Here is a 17,173-nt window from a genome sequence, read left to right as displayed (position 1 = left end):
AGCATTCAAAATCCCCGCTCTCCACCGGCGGGGCAATTTTCGTCACGCATTTCCGAACGCGAAACCGGTATCCACTTTCGCTGGAAATGCTCATTCAGGATAAAGCCATGAGCACGTTCAAACCGCTTGTTTTCTCCGGCGTCCAACCGACCGGAAACCTTCACCTCGGCAATTATCTGGGGGCAATCAAGCGGTGGGTCGAGGTCCAGGAGACGCAGGAATGCATCTATTGCGTCGTGGATATGCACGCGCTGACCATTTCGCCCGACCCGGCTGAGCTGATGCAATCGACACGCGAAGTCACCGCAGCTTTCCTTGCCGCAGGCATCGACCCGAAGAGGAGCATCGTCTTCAACCAGAGCCGCGTCATGCAGCACGCAGAGCTGGCATGGGTGTTCAACTGTATCGCGCGCATCGGCTGGATGAGCCGCATGACACAGTTCAAGGACAAGGCAGGCAAGGACCGGGAAAATGCTTCGCTCGGACTTTTCGCCTATCCAAGCCTGATGGCCGCGGACATCCTGCTTTACCGTGCAACCGCAGTGCCGGTGGGTGAGGACCAGAAACAGCATCTGGAATTAACCCGCGACATCGCGCAGAAATTCAACAACGACTATTCGGATCGCATCGCTTCGCTCGGTGTGGGCGTGGATATGCAGGTTGGTGACGAGCAGGTTTCCGGCTTCTTCCCGATGACGGAACCCATGATTTCCGGCCCTGCCATGCGCATCATGTCGCTGCGCGACGGCACCAAGAAAATGTCGAAATCCGATCCATCCGATCTGTCGCGTATCAATCTGATCGATGACGAAGAGACCATCACCAAGAAAATCCGCAAGGCCAAGACCGACTCTGACGGTCTGCCTACCGAGCTCGACGGTCTCACCGGTCGTCCGGAAGCGGATAATCTGGTTGGCATCTATGCAGCGCTTTCCTCTCAGTCGAAGGAAGACGTGCTGAAGGAATTCGGCGGACGCCAGTTCTCCGAATTCAAGGCATCGCTCGCCGATCTCGCCGTGGCAAAGCTTTCGCCGATCACTCATGAGATGCGCCGTCTGGTTGCCGATCCTTCCCATATCGACAGTGTCCTGCGCGACGGCGGCGAACGGGCGGGCGTGATTGCGGAACAGACTATGCGTCATGTTCGCGACATTGTTGGCTGGCTGCAGAACTAAACTTTCAATTATCAAAGAGGGCGGCGTTTTGCTGCCTGCCCCTCTTCGTATGAAAATCGTCGTCCGATCTTCAAACACCTACCAAATGTCAGCTTGCAGACAGTCAATCCCGATGGCAAATTGCGGCCATGGTATCAAAACGACTTAGCCGGGAAGCCGGACACCGCCGAAAGTTTCTTGCCGTCATAGACGAAACACCCGAATGCGGGCGTGCCGTTGCCTATGCCGCGCGCCGAGCAAATAATACGGGCGGCTCTCTCATCCTGCTTTTCGTGATTGATGACTCCGATTTCCAGCAAATTCTGGGCGTTGGCGAAATCATGCGCTCCGAAGCCCAGGATCGTGCTCGCGCGGCGCTGGAAAAATTCGCCGCAACCGTGCGTGCCGACCAGGGAATAGAACCGGAAATTAGCATCCGCGAAGGCGAAACTGCTGCTGAACTGATTAGCCTTATCGAGGAAGATCAGGACATCGCCATTCTGGTGCTGGCTGCCGGTGCCGGCAAGGAAGGCCCTGGTCCTCTCGTACAATCACTTGCCAGTCGCTCCCAGTTCCCAATCCCCGTTACAGTCATTCCGGCAGGCATGAACGACGATGACATTGATGCGGTGACCTAATCATCCTATATTGATGACAACTGATACGCGCAGCATTGAGACGGCACTTGCATCCATTAGTATCTGCGCTTACGAAAATCGTTCCAAAATCTGAAAGCGGGACAACTGGCATGTTCATCCAGACTGAAACCACGCCCAACCCGGCGACCCTGAAGTTTCTTCCCGGCAAGGTCGTTATGCCGGAAGGTACCGCCGATTTCCGCGACCCGTCCACCGCTGGCGATACGTCGCAGCTTGCCGCCAAGCTCTTTTCGGTTCCGGGCGTGACGGGTGTTTTCTTCGGCTACGATTTCATCACCGTCACCAAAGACGATGGCGAGTGGCAACATTTGAAGCCAGCTATTCTTGGCACGATCATGGAACATTTCATGTCGGGTGCCCCTGCCATGGCTGGCAACAGCAATGTTGACGCCGCTGCCGCACATGGCGAAGAAGAATTCTTCGATGAAGCCGATGCTGAAACGGTGGAGATGATTAAGGAACTAATTGAAACCCGCGTGCGCCCGGCAGTTGCGCAGGATGGCGGTGATATCACATTCCGTGGTTTCGAAAACGGCACCGTATTCCTGAACATGAAAGGCGCTTGCTCCGGCTGCCCGTCATCGACGGCAACGCTGAAGCATGGCATTCAGAACCTTCTGCGTCATTTTGTGCCGGAAGTGCAGCAGGTCGAACAGATCTGATCTGGTTGAGATTAAGGAAAAGGCCGCTTGAAGCGGCCTTTTTCATAGCTGTTGTCATCACGTCTTATTGCTTCACGATGACCTTGGCGCCCTGTTCGGTGCGATCATAAAGATCCATAATGTCCTGGTTCATAAGGCGGATGCAACCGGAAGACATTGCCTTGCCGATGGACCACCATTCCGGTGTACCATGCAGACGATAGCCGGTGTCGCCACTCTTGTTATAGAGATAGAGCGCGCGCGCACCGAGCGGATTGCGCAGGCCGGGGTCCATACCATTGCGGTATTTTGCCAGTTCCGGCTGGCGCTTGATCATAGCGGAAGGCGGTGTCCAGGTCGGCCATTCCCGTTTCATTGCGACACGCGCCGTGCCGGACCATTCAAATCCTTCGCGACCGACACCAATGCCATATCGCATAGCTTTGCCTTCCGGCATGACGAGATAAAGGAACTTTTCCCGTGTATCGACAACGATGGTGCCGGGCTTTTGATCCGTCGAGTATTTGACGATCTGGCGGCGATATTGAGCCGGTATCTTTTCGCTTGGTATGGCCGGGACGACATAACCAGCGTCAGTAACCGAAGAATAAGAGGCGGTGTAAAAGGTGCCGCCTACGGTCGAGCAGCCTGCCAATGCACCTGCCAGAAAAAGAGCCGTCGTCAACTTTAGGACGCGAGAATTCATGCATTCCCCCAGATTGGTTCATTCCGTCAATAGGACCACAATAGGCCGGAGAGTGAAGCGAATCGCTCATTCTTGTCGAAGATGCGGTAGTATTGTTAACCAGGCGTTAACCGTAAATTGAAAATTCCTTAAATAAGACATTTTGTGGCCATGTTTCGCCCTGCTGCCACAGCTTTCGTGCCAGGTGCCCTGGTTTTCGATTGTGTCGATCTGAATCCGTGCACAAACTACACCCATGCCAATCGTGATTCCCAACCAGACCCACCCTCTCTCCGATGGTCGACAGTCCGAGAATGCTATGCTGGTGCGGCGTGGTGTGCAGCGTCTTTTTCTGGAAATGGGGCTTGCCACATTGCCCGAATTGCCGCTGGCATCAGGCAGGCGCGCCGACTTGATCGCGGTCAGCCGCAAGGGTGATATCTGGATTGTGGAGATAAAATCATCGATTGAGGACTGGAAGGCCGACCACAAATGGCCCGAATACCGCTCTTATTGCGACCGGCTGTTCTTCGCTACCCATCCGGCGGTACCGCGCGATATATTTCCTCAAGAATGCGGCTTCATTCTCTCTGATGGATATGGAGCGGAGATTCTGCGAGATGCGCCGGAACACAAGTTGTCTGGTGCAACACGAAAAGCGCTTATGTTGCGCTTTGCACGGGCAGGCGCAGCCCGACTGACAATCGCCGAACTTGCCGGTTTCGATGTGCCCGAAGCCGACATAGACTGATCTGACAAATCGCCTTAACGCGGAGCGCGCTTCGCCAGTATGCGCTGCAATGTACGGCGATGCATGTTGAGACGACGTGCGGTCTCCGATACGTTGCGCTCACACATTTCGTAGACGCGTTGGATATGTTCCCAGCGAACCCTGTCGGCAGACATCGGATTCTCCGGCGGTGCAACCTTCTCGCCTGGGCGGCGAGTCAACGCTGCGAAAACTTCGTCCGCATCAGCAGGCTTCGACAGATAATCGATAGCGCCAAGCTTAACAGCGTTCACAGCAGTTGCGATATTACCGTATCCGGTGAGGACAATGGCGCGCGTGTCGGCACGGCGGGAACGAATAGCCTCAATAATATCAAGGCCGTTGCCGTCGCCGAGCCGCATGTCCACGACCGCATATGCCGGTGCAGCGGCCTTGGCAGCGGCGATACCTTCTTCAACCGATTCCGCAGTCGTCACCTGAAACCCCCGGCTCTCCATCGCGCGGGCAAGGCGCTGCAAGAAGGGCTTGTCGTCATCAACCAGAAGGAGGGTCGGATCGTTGCCTATGGCTTCGGTGTCTTCCTGCTTCAAGTCGTCCATCGGGTGCTTCCTGCCTGTATTTTTCTTTCCTTATTGATATCCCTGCGTCAAAAAGTCAAATAGCCATTGAATTATTGAAGCAATTTCAGCATTCACTCTTGCGCTGGAACAATGCAAACTATTGTATTTTCAGAGTATTTTGAGTTGCAACCAAAAGGAATTGATAGGAAATCGTGGGTTTGCCCTCACGTCTGCTTCAGATGGACCAATATTCCCGTGCCTCGTCGGAAAGCCCAGTCAGAAAATCATCCAGCTCCATTTGAGCGATATGCGCGCGCAGCGCCTTTGCAACGTCGTGAATGGCTGAATCCGGTGCAAAATTATGATCCTTGCGTAAAGACTGCACTTCGCGAGTCAAAACCTGTCGGTTCTGGAATGGCCGTTTCGCTTCGTGAATATCCCAGTTGGCTACAAAAATCGCGCGAAGAACTGGCGGCAATATCGCGGCGAAACGAATCGCTTGATCTACGTCCAATCGGCGACGGAAGGTCAGCAGCACAGCCTCCACCATCGTATATGCCTGATTGCGTGTGGCGAGCCCCGCCTCGTCCCGAGCCATGTGGAGAAACTTGTCGAACTCCTCCGTCGCCCTCTGAATTTCAAGCGGGATAGTCATGCGGCATCCTTCCTCAGCCGGATATAAATGCGGACCGCGGCCAAACGACTTTTACCTCTGCACCCTGCCCTGGATTGTTGCGGTTGCGAAATGTGATTTGCGCACCCGAGCGTTCCAGCAGGGTTTTGGCGATAAACAGCCCAAGCCCGAGGCCGCCGCCATTCCGTGTACTGTCACGGCTCGTCATATAAGGCTCACCGATACGGTCGAGAACTTCCGGCTTGAACCCTTCGCCGTCATCCTGAATGGTTACGCTAACATTGACGTCAGTCCAGCCCCAGATCACATGGACTGTACCGCGCGCAAAATCGACTGCGTTCTCCACTAGGTTACCAAGGCCGTACAGCAGGCCCGGATTGCGTCGAGTGACAGGTTCCGGCTTCGGACCTTCCTTTTTTTGCACATCTATAGCGATACCAAAATTGCGGTGCGGCGCTATCACCTCTTCTATGAGCGAAGAGAGCGGTAGGCGCGACATATGCTCCTCGCCTTCCGAGGAAAGGCTGGTCAGCCGCTGGAGAATTTCCCGGCAACGCTGGGTCTGGGAATGCAGTAAGGCGATGTCTTCGGCAAGGCCCGGATCAGTGGTGCGGGCGCGCTGCATTTCCTTTACCACCAGCGCAATCGTTGCCAAAGGCGTACCCAGTTCATGTGCTGCTGCGGCCGCCAGTCCATCCAGCGCCGACAGATGTTGTTCGCGCTGGAGAATAAGCTCGGCAGCGCTCAGTGCATCGCCTAATTGGCGCGCTTCCTCGGCGATACGGTATGCGTAAACGCCGGTAAAACCGAGCGCCGAAATAATGGCGCACCAGATGCCTATCACAAACAGGAACGGCAGGTTGAGGGTTTCCCCCGGATACCAAGGTAACGGCTCGTGCCTGATAGTCAGCACCGAAGTACAGGCAACCACCAGCAGGGCGAGCACCAGCGTATGACGCGCAGAAAGCGAGGTGGCCGAGATGATAACCGGCACGATCATCAAAACAATGAAGGGATTTTGCAGCCCGCCTGTGAGGTAGAGAAGCCCGGCCAGTTGCAGTACATCAAACGCCAGGACAAGGCTTGCAGCCATCGGGTTCAGGCGGTGGTTGGTCGGGAAGTGAAAGGCCAGATAAAGATTGAGCCAGGCGGAACAGGCAATCAGTGCAAAGCAAATGCCCACGGCAAAAGGAAATTGCAGATAAAGTGCCACAAACATGACTGCGGCCGTCTGCCCTGCAATGGCCAGCCAGCGCACCCGTATCAATGTGGTCAGGCGCGGCCGGCGTGAAAGATTGGAAGCCCGATTCTCGAATTCTGCGTGCATGTGGTCCCTCATCAGGACCTCTTATGAGGCAAGCCCGGACCACAAAGCAAGCGAAACTGCGTTATCCGGTCGCAGGCTGCCAGAACCGACCATCTCAGGTTCCGCGTGGTTTGGCGCGGCGTGTGGGAACGGCATTGGCCGGATCTTCCGGCCAGACATGTTTCGGATAACGCCCGCGCATGTCGGAACGCACGTCGACCCACGACCCCTTCCAGAAGCCCGGGAGATCGCGGGTGATCTGAATCGGGCGATGCGCTGGGGAAAGAAGCTCCAGCAAGAGCGGCACCTTGCCGTTGGCAATGGCCGGATGCACACCAAGACCAAACAGTTCTTGCACACGGACTGCTATCACCGGCTCCTCGGAATCATAGCGGATTGGAATATTCGATCCGGTCGGCACTTCGAAATGCGTCGGCGCGAGCTGGTCGACACTGCGCTGGAGATCAAAGGGGACGAGACTCATCAGGCCGTTCTTCAATACGTGTGCCGGAATGCGGTCAAGTTGCGCTTCGCCCGTCAGGAAAGGCAGCAGCCAGTCGCCCAGTTTTTCGACGAGATGGTCATCATCCATTGCAGGCCACGGATCGCCGAGGCCGCGATGCAGCCAACCAAGGCGGCGGCGCAGAATATCGGCCTCCTTGCCCCAAGGCAGGATATTGAGGCCATGTTCGCGCACAGCGGCAATCACACCTTCGTCGGCGACCGTTCCCGAAGGAGCGGTGAGCGGCTTTTCAGAAAGGACTATTGTGCCAATGCGCACAGCCTCACGAGCCCGCAAGGCGTTCTTTTCCAGATCATAGACAACCTGTCTGCCGCTTTCGATACGGTCGCCAAGGGCGGTGCGGATTTCGGCTTCTGAAACTTCGGCAGCGGAAAGAACACGCGCTCGCCCTGCTTTGCCCGACATATCTGCAACCACCAGCCAAGCCGCCCGACTAAGGCTTATGGCGGGATCGACTTCGCCGCCGCGACCATTGGCGAGCAGAAATTGTCCTGTCTGCCCGCGCGCCCTGGCTATGCGATCAGGATAAGCATCAATGAGCATACGACCTACGCTTGAGCCAGCCGCTTCGCCCTTGTTCGGGACATTTGCTGCAAGCCGCCGTGCCAGCCCTTTTGCACGCTGTGCACGATCCGATCGGTCATTGCGGAACCGCGACATGCGGGTATCAAGGTCGGTTTCATTGCCGCCAAGGCCACGTTCGGTCAGCAGAACAGCGAGTTCAGCTGCCTTTTGCGCCTCACCGCGTCTACCCGCTTCTGCCACCATATGCGCCAGACGTGCTGGCAGAGCTAAAGAGCGCATGGCTTCGCCGTCGGGCGTCAATCGTCCCGCTTCATCCAGTGCGCCAAGCCGTAGCAGAAGGGCTTTTGCTTCCTTCAGCGCAGGCTTGGGCGGAACATCGAGAAAACTGAGCGTTGCCGGATCAGTCACACCCCACGCAGCCGCATCGAGCACAAGTCCGGACAGGTCGGCCTCCAGAATTTCCGGTGGCGAGAAAGCAGGAAGCGACGCCGTCTGCCCCTGATGCCAGAGACGGATCGCGACACCGGGCTCGGTTCGTCCGGCACGACCTGCACGCTGATCGGCGCTTGCGCGGGAAGTGCGCACGGTTTCAAGACGGGTCAGCCCGGTGGCCGGTTCATATTTCGGCTGACGTGCAAGCCCGCTATCGATCACCACGCGTACGCCATCAATCGTAATGGAGGTTTCGGCAATCGATGTCGCCAGAACGACCTTGCGGTAGCCTGCCGGTGCAGGTTTGATTGCGGCATCCTGATCGCGGCCTTCCATTGCGCCAAAAAGCGGAGCCAGAATGATATTGGCAGGCAGAAATTTTTCCAGAAGACCTGCCGTGCGCTCGATTTCGCCCTGTCCCGGCAGAAAAGCCAGAATACTGTCTGTTTCATCCACCAGCGCATCACGGATCGCCCGCACCATCACGTCTTCGATTCGTTCATCCGCCTTGCGGTCGCGATAACGGATATCAACGGGAAAAGCGCGCCCCTCGCTCTCGATCACAGGTGCATCGCCAAGAAGCGACGCCACACGAGCGCCATCAAGCGTTGCCGACATCACGAGGATTTTCAGGTCATCGCGAAATGCTGCCTGCACATCCAGCGCCAGCGCCAATCCGAAATCCGCATCGAGGCTGCGTTCGTGGAACTCATCGAACAAAACGGCGGCGACGCCCTTCAGGTCAGGATCGTCGAGGATCATGCGCGCAAAGACACCCTCGGTGACGACGAGGATTTTGGTTTTACCGGTCACCTTGCTCTCAAGACGCATACGATAGCCAACCGTATCTCCGGGTTCCTCGCCCAGAAGCTGTGCCATACGGCGGGCGGCAGCGCGTGCTGCCAGACGACGCGGCTCAAGCAGCACGATCATGCCGTCCTTGCGCCACGTGGCGTTCAGCATGTGAACAGGCACCAGTGTCGTCTTGCCTGCACCAGGCGGCGCAACAAGAACCGCACTCGCATGGCGTGCCAAAGCCTCATCCAACTGAGGCAGAATCTGTGTCACAGGAAGATCGGGCAGGCTCGTCAAAATAATGTCCGTCAGATAAGGCTTTCGCTTTCGTGCTTATCACACAGGAAACGCACATGATCCATATTCGAAAATCCAACAAGGCCGATGCGCCCGCTTTGACCGAAATCTGGCGCGCCAGCGTTCTCGCCACACATGATTTCCTAAGCCGAGATGATTTTCTGGAAATCGAAAAGCTGGTGGCCGAGCAATATCTGCCGAACGTCGAAGTCTGGCTTATTGAAGGCGCTGGCAAACCACTCGGCTTCATGGGAATGAGCGAGCGTCATATCGATAGCCTGTTCGTTGCACCCGACCAGCGCGGCAAAGGCGTCGGCAAGCAGATGATAGCGCATGCAAGGACACTCGGCAGTCCACTGACAGTCGACGTGAATGAACAGAACCTGCAGGGCGTCGGCTTTTACCGGCATATGGGATTTGTCGAAACCGGACGATCCGAAACCGACGACCAGGGACGCCCCTATCCGCTTCTGCATCTTCGGCTGGCGCACGACAATTGACATACTCCCTAGGGGTATATAGGTTTCGCCGAAATAGGGAGTTCCCATGCCGCATTCACCGGAAGACAAAAAGCGTGCCTTGACGCGCCTGCGCCGCATTCGTGGGCAGGCGGAAGCCTTGGAACGTGCGGTGGAAGCTGGCACGGAGTGCGCGGCATTGTTGCAGCAGATCGCGGCACTACGCGGTGCGGCGAACGGATTGATGGCGGAAGTACTGGAAAGTCATTTCCGCGAGACATTCGGGCAGGAAGCCAAAGCTGAGTCCGATGCGGAAATCGACGAAATCATGCGAATTCTACGCACCTACCTCAAATGAGTGAGTTGCTCTAAGATAAACTGAAAGGGAGAGACATCGTCATGAAGTCACGCGCAGCCGTTGCGTGGGAGGCGAAAAAGCCGCTCACCATCGAAACAGTCGAGATTGGCGGTCCACGAGCTGGCGAAGTGCTGGTCGAAATCATGGCGACCGGCGTTTGTCATACCGATGCCTACACCCTTTCGGGTCTCGATTCCGAGGGCAAGTTCCCGGCAATCCTCGGCCATGAAGGCGCGGGCATCGTGCGCGAAGTGGGCGCAGGCGTGACCTCGGTCAAGCCCGGCGACCATGTCATTCCGCTCTACACGCCGGAATGCCGCCAGTGCAAAACCTGCTTGTCCCAACGCTCGAACCTCTGCACTTCGATCCGCGCCACACAGGGCCAGGGTCTCATGCCGGACAAGACCACGCGCTTCTCCTGCGATGGTGGCGAAGTGTTCCACTATATGGGCTGCTCGACTTTCTCGAACTTTACCGTTCTGCCTGAAATCGCCGTCGCCAAGGTGCGTGAAGATGCGCCTTTCGACAAGATCTGCTATATCGGCTGCGGTGTAACGACCGGCATCGGTGCAGTGATCTACACGGCAAAGGTTCGTCCAGGTTCCAATGTTGTTGTGTTCGGGCTCGGCGGCATCGGCCTCAATGTCATTCAGGGTGCGCGTATGGTCGGCGCCGACAAGATCATCGGCGTGGATATCAACCCGGCCAAGGTCGAGATGGCGAAGAAGTTCGGCATGACTGACTTCATCAATCCACGCGAGGTTGGAAATGACAAAGTGGTACAGGCCATTCAGGACCTGACCGACGGCGGCGCGGACTATTCGTTCGATGCCACCGGCAACACCGATGTCATGCGCCAGGCGCTGGAATGCTGCCATCGCGGCTGGGGTGAATCGATCATCATCGGCGTGGCGGAAGCAGGCAAGGAAATCGCCACGCGCCCATTCCAGCTTGTCACGGGACGTGTCTGGAAAGGAACAGCCTTCGGCGGCGCGCGCGGCCGCACGGACGTGCCGAAGATCGTTGACTGGTACATGGAAGGCAAGATCAACATCGACGATCTTATCACCCACACCATGCCGCTTGAGGAAATCAACACTGCCTTCGACCTCATGCATGAAGGCAAGTCGATACGTTCGGTGATTGTCTACTGATGACTGAAAAGCGTTTCGTTTCCCAATGGGACCAAATCGACAATCTGGCCCCGCGCGCGCTTTATTCGATGCTGAAGCTGCGCGTGGATGTCTTTGTCGTTGAGCAGAAATGCCCTTACCCGGAAATCGACGGCAAAGACCTGGACGCATTTCACCTGCGCATTCTCGATGGCGCGGAACTCGCGGCCAGTCTGCGAGTTTTACCGCCCGAACAGGGCGGGAAGCCCGTAAAGATCGGACGCGTGGTCGTGGCATCGGATTATCGTGGCTACAAACTTGGCCAGCGCCTGATGAAAGAGGCGATCGACTTTGCTCATGCCCGCTTTCCGGGCATTGCGATCGAACTTGGCGGACAGAGCCATTTAGAGAAATTCTATGGCTCGTTCGGCTTCGTGGCGATTTCTGACGAGTATCTCGAAGATGGTATTCCGCATATCGATATGCGGCTGGAACCAAGGGAAACAATTGCCTGATGTTTCTGCTGCACCGCAACATGTCTTTCTATCTGGCAGCGATCGGCGGCGCGATCGGTTTCATCACCGCTTGGTTTGTTGACAGGGACCTTGCCTCCGTCATCGGGGCAAATTGCTTCTTTGTCCTCTATCTCGTGCTGACACTTTTTGCTCTGCCTAAGCTCAAGGCTGCGCATTTGAAGAAGCATGCTGCCAGTGCCGACGAGCCGGTTTGGATTATCTTCCTTGTGACTTTCGCGACTGTTCTGGTGGCGGTGGCGTCACTGTTCATCATCATCAACCGACAACCACAGGCCGATGCCTTGTCACTGGTGATGACGCTGGCATCGGTGCCGCTTGGTTGGTTCACCATTCATATGATGACCGCGCTGCACTATGCGCATGTCTACTGGCAACCCGAAGAACCCGCAGGCGCCGACAGCAGCCATACCAGCCGCCATCGCGGTGGCTTTGAGTTTCCCGGCACTCCTGAACCTTCCGGTTGGGATTTTGCCTATTTTGCCTATGTCATCGGCATGACCGCGCAAACCTCCGACGCGAGTGTGACGACGCCTGCCATGCGCAAGATTACGCTGCTGCACAGCATCGTCTCCTTCTTCTTCAATACCGTGCTGGTCGCCGCTTCCGTCAATGTTGCGGTGGCGCTCGGAAGCTGAACAAAACTGGGAATTTTTCCATGGAAACCATATCAATGGCAAAGTGCTTTGATGGCACGCAAGGTGTCTATCGCCACAAAAGCGAGACGAACCAGTGTGACATGACCTTTGCTGTATTCCTGCCACCCCAGTCCAACAAAGGTCCGGTGCCCGTATTATGGTATCTGTCAGGCCTCACCTGCACACATCAAAATGTGATGGACAAAGGCGAATATCGGCAAATGGCAGCAAATTTGGGAATTGCCGTTATTTGCCCTGATACGAGTCCTCGCGGAGATGACATTCCAGATGAGCCGGACAACTGGCAATTCGGCAAAGGTGCCGGTTTTTACGTTGATGCAACACAAGAGCCTTTCGCCCAAAACTACCGAATGTACAGCTACATCACGCAGGAGCTTACTGAGCTGGCAGCGCGCGAATTTCCGCTCGATATGTCACGACAGGCAATCACCGGCCATTCCATGGGCGGACATGGTGCCCTGACCATTGCGCTCAAAAATCCAGATCGATTCAAGTCAGCCTCGGCCTTCGCACCCATCGTCCAGCCTTCGACAGCAGGCTGGTCCAGACCCGCGCTAGAAAAATATCTCGGACCAGAAGAACGGGCATGGCGCGCCTATGACGCCACGCTTTTGATCGAGGACGGTTACCGGTTCCCGGAATTTCTGGTCGACCAAGGCGACGCAGATGGCTTTCTCGATGAAGGCTTGCGTCCATGGCTTCTGGAAGAGGCATGCAAGAAGGCAGACATTCCCCTCACGCTCAATATGCGTGAAGGCTATGACCACTCCTATTTTTTCATCTCGACCTTCATGGATGACCATTTGAAATGGCACGCTGAACGCCTCAAGAGCTAGTCAGCGCCTCATTACCTTCATCGGCAGGCCGCCTTGCGGCTGGGTGGTGAGCTTTTGCACCGGCCACGGCCTTGTCGTTTCGAGCACGTCGAAACGACGGCCGTCGAGCAGGATGGCAAGTGCAATCACCGCCTCCTGCAAGGCAAAGCTCGCGCCGATGCAGACGCGCGGGCCTGCACCGAAGGGCAGATACTGAAAGCGGTCGAGCCTGTCGCGGTTTTCGGGCCAGAAACGTTCCGGCATGAAGGCGTCCGGCTGGTCCCAGTAGAGCCTGTGGCGATGAATAACCCATGGCATGACCAGCACGGTCGCGCCCTTGGGAATCGTTAGATCGTCGTACTGGTCATCGGACGCCGCCTCGCGGTTGATCGACGGCGCTGGCGGATATAGCCGCATTGCTTCTTCGAAGGCTGCGCGCGTAAAAGGCAGCGAGGCCAACCATTCCTGCGGCGGCTGATTACGTCCGCCTTTTTCGAAAAAACCGTCAATTTCCGTTTCGATACGTTCGCGCTCGCCTGGAGCCTTGGCGAGCAGATAGAGCGTCCAGCCAAGCGCGCGGGCGGTCGTCTCGTGACCAGCACCAATGAAGGTGATGATGTTGTCCTCAATCTCGGAGCGGCTCAGTCCATCTGGTCCTTCAGCCCGCAACAGTAAGGTGAGGAAGTCGCTCGGCACATCTTCGCCCTTTTCCATGCGCATCTTCCGCAACGCGATAGTGTTTGAGACCAGCTCACGGAAAAAGCCCAGCGATTGCTGTCCGCGCAGGCGCGTGAAGCGCGGCAGCCAGTCGGGCAACCCCAGGAGATCGAAGGGATCGACTCGGCCCATGGTTTCGAACAGCCTGTCGATCTGGTGGGCGAAATCATTGGGGTCGCCTGCGATCTCGCCCGAAAACAAGGTTTCGGCGAGAATATCGTAGGTCAGGAGCGTCATGTCATGGGCGACATCGGTGATCATCCCGGAGATCTTGTACCGCTCGGCGAACCGAAGCGACCGGTCACGCATGGCCTCGGCAAAGCCGCCGATATGGCGCGGCGTGAACACTGGCGCCATGGCTTTTCGCGATCGCTTCCAAACTTGTCCTTCAGCCGTCAGCAGACCATCGCGCAACAGGGGGCGCAGGACACGCTGGCGAATGGCGGACATCGGATAATTGGCTGCATTGTCGACCAGCACATGACGGATCAGCCCCGGATCGTTGGCAATGATGGTTTTCATGCCGAACCAGCTTACGGAAATCCACCGCTCGTTATAAGAAGGCTCACCCCAAAGCTCGAGGGGGTTCTTATAGACGACACGCATCATCTCGAAACGGCCTACCGGCTTTTCGCGCGGTCGCGGGGCAGGAGGCACGAATAGGGCCGGTCTTTCGCTCATGACGTTCGCAAATTCCATCAAGCGTTCCTTTCGTCATAAAACAGGTCAAGAACGCCCCCGTCAAACTGGATATAGGGGGTAATTGTGGCCGTTCCAGAAGTCACTTGCCGCAGCGACCGTGTTTGTGAGGACCGAATGGCGGAATCCCCGGCAAATTTACGGCCAGAATTTGGAAAAAAAGCCTTTAGCACCTATATTAAAGCCATGTTTGTCGCGTGATTCGACATATCTTTGAAGCTGCATTCGCAGCGCCTTTTTCGAAAGATTTTCATGAGCGAGATGCCCGAGATGAATTCCGAAGCCCCCGCCGAATATGGCGCGGATTCCATTCGTGTTCTGAAAGGTCTGGATGCTGTTCGCAAGCGTCCCGGCATGTATATCGGTGACACGGATGATGGCTCTGGCCTACATCATATGGTCTACGAGGTCGTGGACAATGCAATCGACGAAGCGCTGGCAGGACATGCCACGCTTGTGACCGTCACTCTAAACCCGGATGGGTCCTGCACCGTGACCGACAACGGTCGCGGCATCCCGACCGATATCCATAAGGAAGAAGGCGTTTCGGCAGCCGAGGTCATCATGACCCAGCTCCACGCCGGTGGTAAGTTCGACCAGAATTCCTACAAGGTCTCGGGCGGTCTGCACGGCGTCGGCGTGTCGGTTGTGAATGCTCTGTCGATCTGGCTGAAACTGAAGATTCGCCGCGCCGGTAAGATCCACGAGATGAGCTTCACTCACGGCGTTGCCGATGCTCCACTTGTGGTGACGGGCGATGCGGGCAGCGAAACCGGAACGGAAGTCAGCTTCCTCCCTTCGCCTGAAACCTTCTCCATGGTTGAATTCGATTTCGACACATTGGAACGCCGCCTTCGCGAACTCGCCTTCCTTAATTCCGGCGTGCGCATCAAGCTTTCAGACCGTCGCCATGCGGATGTGGTTGAGCATGAACTGCACTATGACGGCGGGCTTGTTGAATTTGTGAAATACATCGACCAGAGCAAGAAATCGCTTCTGGATGAGCCGATCTATATCCGCAGTGAAAAGGACGGCATGACAGTTGAAGTCGCCATGTGGTGGAACGATTCCTACCACGAGAAGGTGCTGTGCTTCACCAACAACATCCCGCAGCGTGATGGCGGCACGCACCTGGCCGGTTTCCGCGGTGCGCTGACCCGTCAGGTTACGGGTTATGCTGACGCGTCAGGCATGACCAAGAAGGAAAAGGTAACCCTGACCGGCGATGATTGCCGCGAAGGCCTGACCGCCGTTCTTTCGGTCAAGGTTCCCGACCCGAAGTTCTCGTCGCAAACCAAGGATAAGCTGGTTTCCTCGGAAGTTCGCCCGGTTGTGGAAAGTCTCGTCAACGAAGCGCTTTCGACGTGGCTTGAAGAACATCCGGCTGGCGGCAAGGTCGTGGTTGAAAAGGTCATTCAAGCCGCCGCTGCCCGTGAAGCTGCCCGCAAGGCCCGCGACATCACCCGCAAGAGCAATCTGAGCGTGACGTCCCTGCCCGGCAAGCTTGCCGACTGTCAGGAGCGCGATCCGGCAAAGTCCGAAATCTTCATTGTCGAGGGTGACTCGGCAGGTGGCTCCGCCAAGAGCGGACGTTCGCGCCAGAACCAGGCTATCCTGCCGCTGCGCGGCAAGATTTTGAATGTGGAACGCGTCCGCTTCGATCGCATGATCTCGTCCGATCAGGTCGGCACATTGATCACGGCCCTAGGCACATCGATCGGCAAGGATGAAACGCACGGTTTCAACCCTGACAAGCTGCGCTATCACAAGATCATCATCATGACCGATGCTGACGTCGACGGCGCGCATATCCGCACATTGCTGTTGACCTTCTTCTTCCGCCAGATGCCGGAACTAATTGAGCGCGGCCATATCTATATCGCGCAGCCGCCGCTCTATAAGGTGTCGCGTGGCAAGTCCTCGCAATACATCAAGAATGAAGCCGCTTTCGAGGACTTCCTTATTGAAACTGGCCTTGAGGAAGCCACGCTGGAAATGGCAAGTGGCGAAGTTCGCGCCGGGCCCGATCTTCGCTCCGTGGTGGAAGACGCGCGCACCATGCGCCAGCTTCTGGCCGGTCTTCACACACGCTATGACCGGCGCGTGGTGGAACAGGCGGCTATTGCCGGGCTGCTCAACCCGGATGCCTCAAAAGACAATGCAACCGCGCAGCGTTCTGCCGATATTGTTGCAAAGCGACTCGACATGATCTCGGAAGAAACCGAGCGCGGCTGGGAAGCCCATGTGACGGAAGACGGTGGCTATCGTTTCGAGCGCATGGTGCGCGGCGTAAAAGACGCCGCCATCCTCGACATGGCATTGCTCGGTTCCGCGGATGCCCGCCAGATCGACCGCGTTGCTTCGCGCCTGTCGGAAGTCTTTTCCGAACCGCCCTTGCTACGCCGCAAGGACAAGATTGAAACCCTGTCCGGTCCGATGGCGCTGCTTGATGCGATCTTCGCTACAGGCCGCAAGGGTCTGACCTTGCAACGCTACAAAGGCTTGGGCGAGATGAACGCCGAGCAGCTTTGGGAAACCACGCTTGATCCGAACGTGCGTTCTCTGCTGCAAGTCAGAGTGACGGATGCAACCGACGCCGATTCACTCTTCACTCGCCTTATGGGCGACGAGGTGGAACCCCGCCGCGAGTTCATTCAGGAGAACGCGCTGAGCGTTGCCAATCTAGACGTTTGATACAGCACCTTCCGAAAAGCCGGATAGCTTTTCGGAGGAGTGATCGGGTAGGAGGGCATTTTAGGCCCTCCCCCCACACCACCGTACGTACGGTTCCGTATACGGCGGTTCATGAAGCGTAGTGTAGGCGTCGATGTTCCTTCAGGAACGAGATCAGCCCGAGCTTGGTGAAGTAGGCATTGGGTAA

At 56.6% G+C, this 17,173-nt stretch carries 17 protein-coding genes; 11 read left to right on the top strand and 6 right to left on the bottom strand.

Going from position 1 to position 17,173, the window contains the following annotated elements:
- Positions 1-107 precede the first annotated feature (107 nt).
- The 3 genes from trpS (at position 108) to FJQ48_RS00080 (ending at position 2,475) form a co-directional block, all read left to right on the top strand.
- The gene (gene trpS / locus FJQ48_RS00090) at positions 108-1,175 is read left to right on the top strand and encodes a tryptophan--tRNA ligase (RefSeq protein WP_139973191.1); all 1,068 of its coding nucleotides are present in this window, start codon (positions 108-110) and stop codon (positions 1,173-1,175) included.
- Positions 1,176-1,303: 128 nt separating this feature from the next.
- Positions 1,304-1,792, top strand: coding sequence for a universal stress protein (locus tag FJQ48_RS00085; RefSeq protein WP_139973190.1), 489 nt, complete (start codon positions 1,304-1,306; stop codon positions 1,790-1,792).
- A 110-nt stretch (positions 1,793-1,902) separates the two neighbouring features.
- The gene (locus tag FJQ48_RS00080) at positions 1,903-2,475 is read left to right on the top strand and encodes a NifU family protein (RefSeq protein ID WP_139973189.1); all 573 of its coding nucleotides are present in this window, start codon (positions 1,903-1,905) and stop codon (positions 2,473-2,475) included.
- 64 nt (positions 2,476-2,539) lie between these two features.
- On the opposite strand, the gene FJQ48_RS00075 is transcribed toward FJQ48_RS00080, so the two are convergent.
- Complete coding sequence (locus tag FJQ48_RS00075) at positions 2,540-3,160, bottom strand: L,D-transpeptidase (protein ID WP_139973188.1); 621 nt, start codon at positions 3,158-3,160, stop codon at positions 2,540-2,542.
- A gap of 235 nt (positions 3,161-3,395) precedes the next feature.
- Here FJQ48_RS00075 and FJQ48_RS00070 point away from each other — a divergent pair, with 235 nt between their 5' ends.
- The gene (locus FJQ48_RS00070; protein ID WP_139973187.1) at positions 3,396-3,890 is read left to right on the top strand and encodes an MmcB family DNA repair protein; all 495 of its coding nucleotides are present in this window, start codon (positions 3,396-3,398) and stop codon (positions 3,888-3,890) included.
- Positions 3,891-3,904: 14 nt separating this feature from the next.
- Here the strand turns inward: FJQ48_RS00070 and regA are convergent, their stop codons facing one another.
- The 4 genes from regA to hrpB all read right to left on the bottom strand — a co-directional run bounded on the left by regA (position 3,905) and on the right by hrpB (position 8,941).
- Positions 3,905-4,468 (bottom strand): global response regulator transcription factor RegA, encoded by a 564-nt coding sequence (gene regA / locus FJQ48_RS00065; protein WP_006465866.1) that lies wholly within the window; start codon positions 4,466-4,468, stop codon positions 3,905-3,907.
- A 196-nt stretch (positions 4,469-4,664) separates the two neighbouring features.
- On the bottom strand, positions 4,665-5,084 hold the full coding sequence (locus tag FJQ48_RS00055) for a DUF2267 domain-containing protein (protein WP_139973186.1): 420 nt from the start codon (positions 5,082-5,084) through the stop codon (positions 4,665-4,667).
- A gap of 13 nt (positions 5,085-5,097) precedes the next feature.
- Entirely contained in the window at positions 5,098-6,390 is a 1,293-nt protein-coding gene (locus FJQ48_RS00050; protein ID WP_139973185.1) for an ActS/PrrB/RegB family redox-sensitive histidine kinase, read from the bottom strand.
- A gap of 94 nt (positions 6,391-6,484) precedes the next feature.
- A complete protein-coding gene (gene hrpB / locus FJQ48_RS00045) occupies positions 6,485-8,941 on the bottom strand; it encodes an ATP-dependent helicase HrpB (protein WP_139973184.1) in 2,457 nt (818 codons plus the stop codon).
- A 56-nt stretch (positions 8,942-8,997) separates the two neighbouring features.
- Between hrpB and FJQ48_RS00040 the strand changes: the two genes are divergently transcribed.
- Genes FJQ48_RS00040 through fghA form a run of 6 tightly spaced genes read left to right on the top strand, consistent with a single transcriptional unit; the run spans position 8,998 to position 12,897 of the window.
- The gene (locus FJQ48_RS00040; protein ID WP_139973183.1) at positions 8,998-9,441 is read left to right on the top strand and encodes an acetyltransferase; all 444 of its coding nucleotides are present in this window, start codon (positions 8,998-9,000) and stop codon (positions 9,439-9,441) included.
- A 46-nt stretch (positions 9,442-9,487) separates the two neighbouring features.
- Entirely contained in the window at positions 9,488-9,757 is a 270-nt protein-coding gene (locus tag FJQ48_RS00035) for a metal/formaldehyde-sensitive transcriptional repressor (protein ID WP_139973182.1), read from the top strand.
- Positions 9,758-9,798: 41 nt separating this feature from the next.
- Positions 9,799-10,911 (top strand): S-(hydroxymethyl)glutathione dehydrogenase/class III alcohol dehydrogenase, encoded by a 1,113-nt coding sequence (locus tag FJQ48_RS00030; protein WP_139973181.1) that lies wholly within the window; start codon positions 9,799-9,801, stop codon positions 10,909-10,911.
- Positions 10,911-11,384 (top strand): GNAT family N-acetyltransferase, encoded by a 474-nt coding sequence (locus FJQ48_RS00025; protein ID WP_139973180.1) that lies wholly within the window; start codon positions 10,911-10,913, stop codon positions 11,382-11,384. Before FJQ48_RS00030 ends, FJQ48_RS00025 begins: the two co-directional genes overlap by 1 nt.
- Complete coding sequence (locus tag FJQ48_RS00020; protein ID WP_139973179.1) at positions 11,384-12,040, top strand: DUF1345 domain-containing protein; 657 nt, start codon at positions 11,384-11,386, stop codon at positions 12,038-12,040. Before FJQ48_RS00025 ends, FJQ48_RS00020 begins: the two co-directional genes overlap by 1 nt.
- Before the next feature lie 20 nt (positions 12,041-12,060).
- Complete coding sequence (gene fghA / locus FJQ48_RS00015; protein ID WP_139973178.1) at positions 12,061-12,897, top strand: S-formylglutathione hydrolase; 837 nt, start codon at positions 12,061-12,063, stop codon at positions 12,895-12,897.
- Here fghA and FJQ48_RS00010 read toward each other — a convergent pair whose 3' ends face one another.
- Complete coding sequence (locus FJQ48_RS00010; protein ID WP_139973177.1) at positions 12,898-14,292, bottom strand: cytochrome P450; 1,395 nt, start codon at positions 14,290-14,292, stop codon at positions 12,898-12,900. It abuts the gene before it with no gap.
- 252 nt (positions 14,293-14,544) lie between these two features.
- Between FJQ48_RS00010 and gyrB the strand changes: the two genes are divergently transcribed.
- On the top strand, positions 14,545-16,986 hold the full coding sequence (gyrB, locus tag FJQ48_RS00005; RefSeq protein WP_139973176.1) for a DNA topoisomerase (ATP-hydrolyzing) subunit B: 2,442 nt from the start codon (positions 14,545-14,547) through the stop codon (positions 16,984-16,986).
- The last annotated feature ends 187 nt before the right edge of the window (positions 16,987-17,173 follow it).

It is taken from the genome of Ochrobactrum sp. CGA5 (assembly GCF_006345815.1).
Lineage (GTDB): Bacteria > Pseudomonadota > Alphaproteobacteria > Rhizobiales > Rhizobiaceae > Brucella.
Note: the sequence above shows the minus strand (reverse complement) of the source record. Positions and strands in the feature narration are given on the sequence as shown.

Coding starts and splice junctions, on each gene's coding strand:
- FJQ48_RS00080 (WP_139973189.1), top strand. CDS start 1,903: ATGTTCATCCAGACTGAAACCACGCCCAACCCGGCGACCCTGAAGTTT.
- FJQ48_RS00010 (WP_139973177.1), bottom strand. CDS start 14,292: ATGGAATTTGCGAACGTCATGAGCGAAAGACCGGCCCTATTCGTGCCT.
- FJQ48_RS00070 (WP_139973187.1), top strand. CDS start 3,396: ATGCCAATCGTGATTCCCAACCAGACCCACCCTCTCTCCGATGGTCGA.
- regA (WP_006465866.1), bottom strand. CDS start 4,468: ATGGACGACTTGAAGCAGGAAGACACCGAAGCCATAGGCAACGATCCG.
- FJQ48_RS00030 (WP_139973181.1), top strand. CDS start 9,799: ATGAAGTCACGCGCAGCCGTTGCGTGGGAGGCGAAAAAGCCGCTCACC.
- FJQ48_RS00050 (WP_139973185.1), bottom strand. CDS start 6,390: ATGCACGCAGAATTCGAGAATCGGGCTTCCAATCTTTCACGCCGGCCG.
- FJQ48_RS00025 (WP_139973180.1), top strand. CDS start 10,911: ATGACTGAAAAGCGTTTCGTTTCCCAATGGGACCAAATCGACAATCTG.
- FJQ48_RS00035 (WP_139973182.1), top strand. CDS start 9,488: ATGCCGCATTCACCGGAAGACAAAAAGCGTGCCTTGACGCGCCTGCGC.
- FJQ48_RS00020 (WP_139973179.1), top strand. CDS start 11,384: ATGTTTCTGCTGCACCGCAACATGTCTTTCTATCTGGCAGCGATCGGC.
- FJQ48_RS00075 (WP_139973188.1), bottom strand. CDS start 3,160: ATGAATTCTCGCGTCCTAAAGTTGACGACGGCTCTTTTTCTGGCAGGT.
- FJQ48_RS00055 (WP_139973186.1), bottom strand. CDS start 5,084: ATGACTATCCCGCTTGAAATTCAGAGGGCGACGGAGGAGTTCGACAAG.
- FJQ48_RS00085 (WP_139973190.1), top strand. CDS start 1,304: ATGGTATCAAAACGACTTAGCCGGGAAGCCGGACACCGCCGAAAGTTT.
- trpS (WP_139973191.1), top strand. CDS start 108: ATGAGCACGTTCAAACCGCTTGTTTTCTCCGGCGTCCAACCGACCGGA.
- fghA (WP_139973178.1), top strand. CDS start 12,061: ATGGAAACCATATCAATGGCAAAGTGCTTTGATGGCACGCAAGGTGTC.
- FJQ48_RS00040 (WP_139973183.1), top strand. CDS start 8,998: ATGATCCATATTCGAAAATCCAACAAGGCCGATGCGCCCGCTTTGACC.
- gyrB (WP_139973176.1), top strand. CDS start 14,545: ATGAGCGAGATGCCCGAGATGAATTCCGAAGCCCCCGCCGAATATGGC.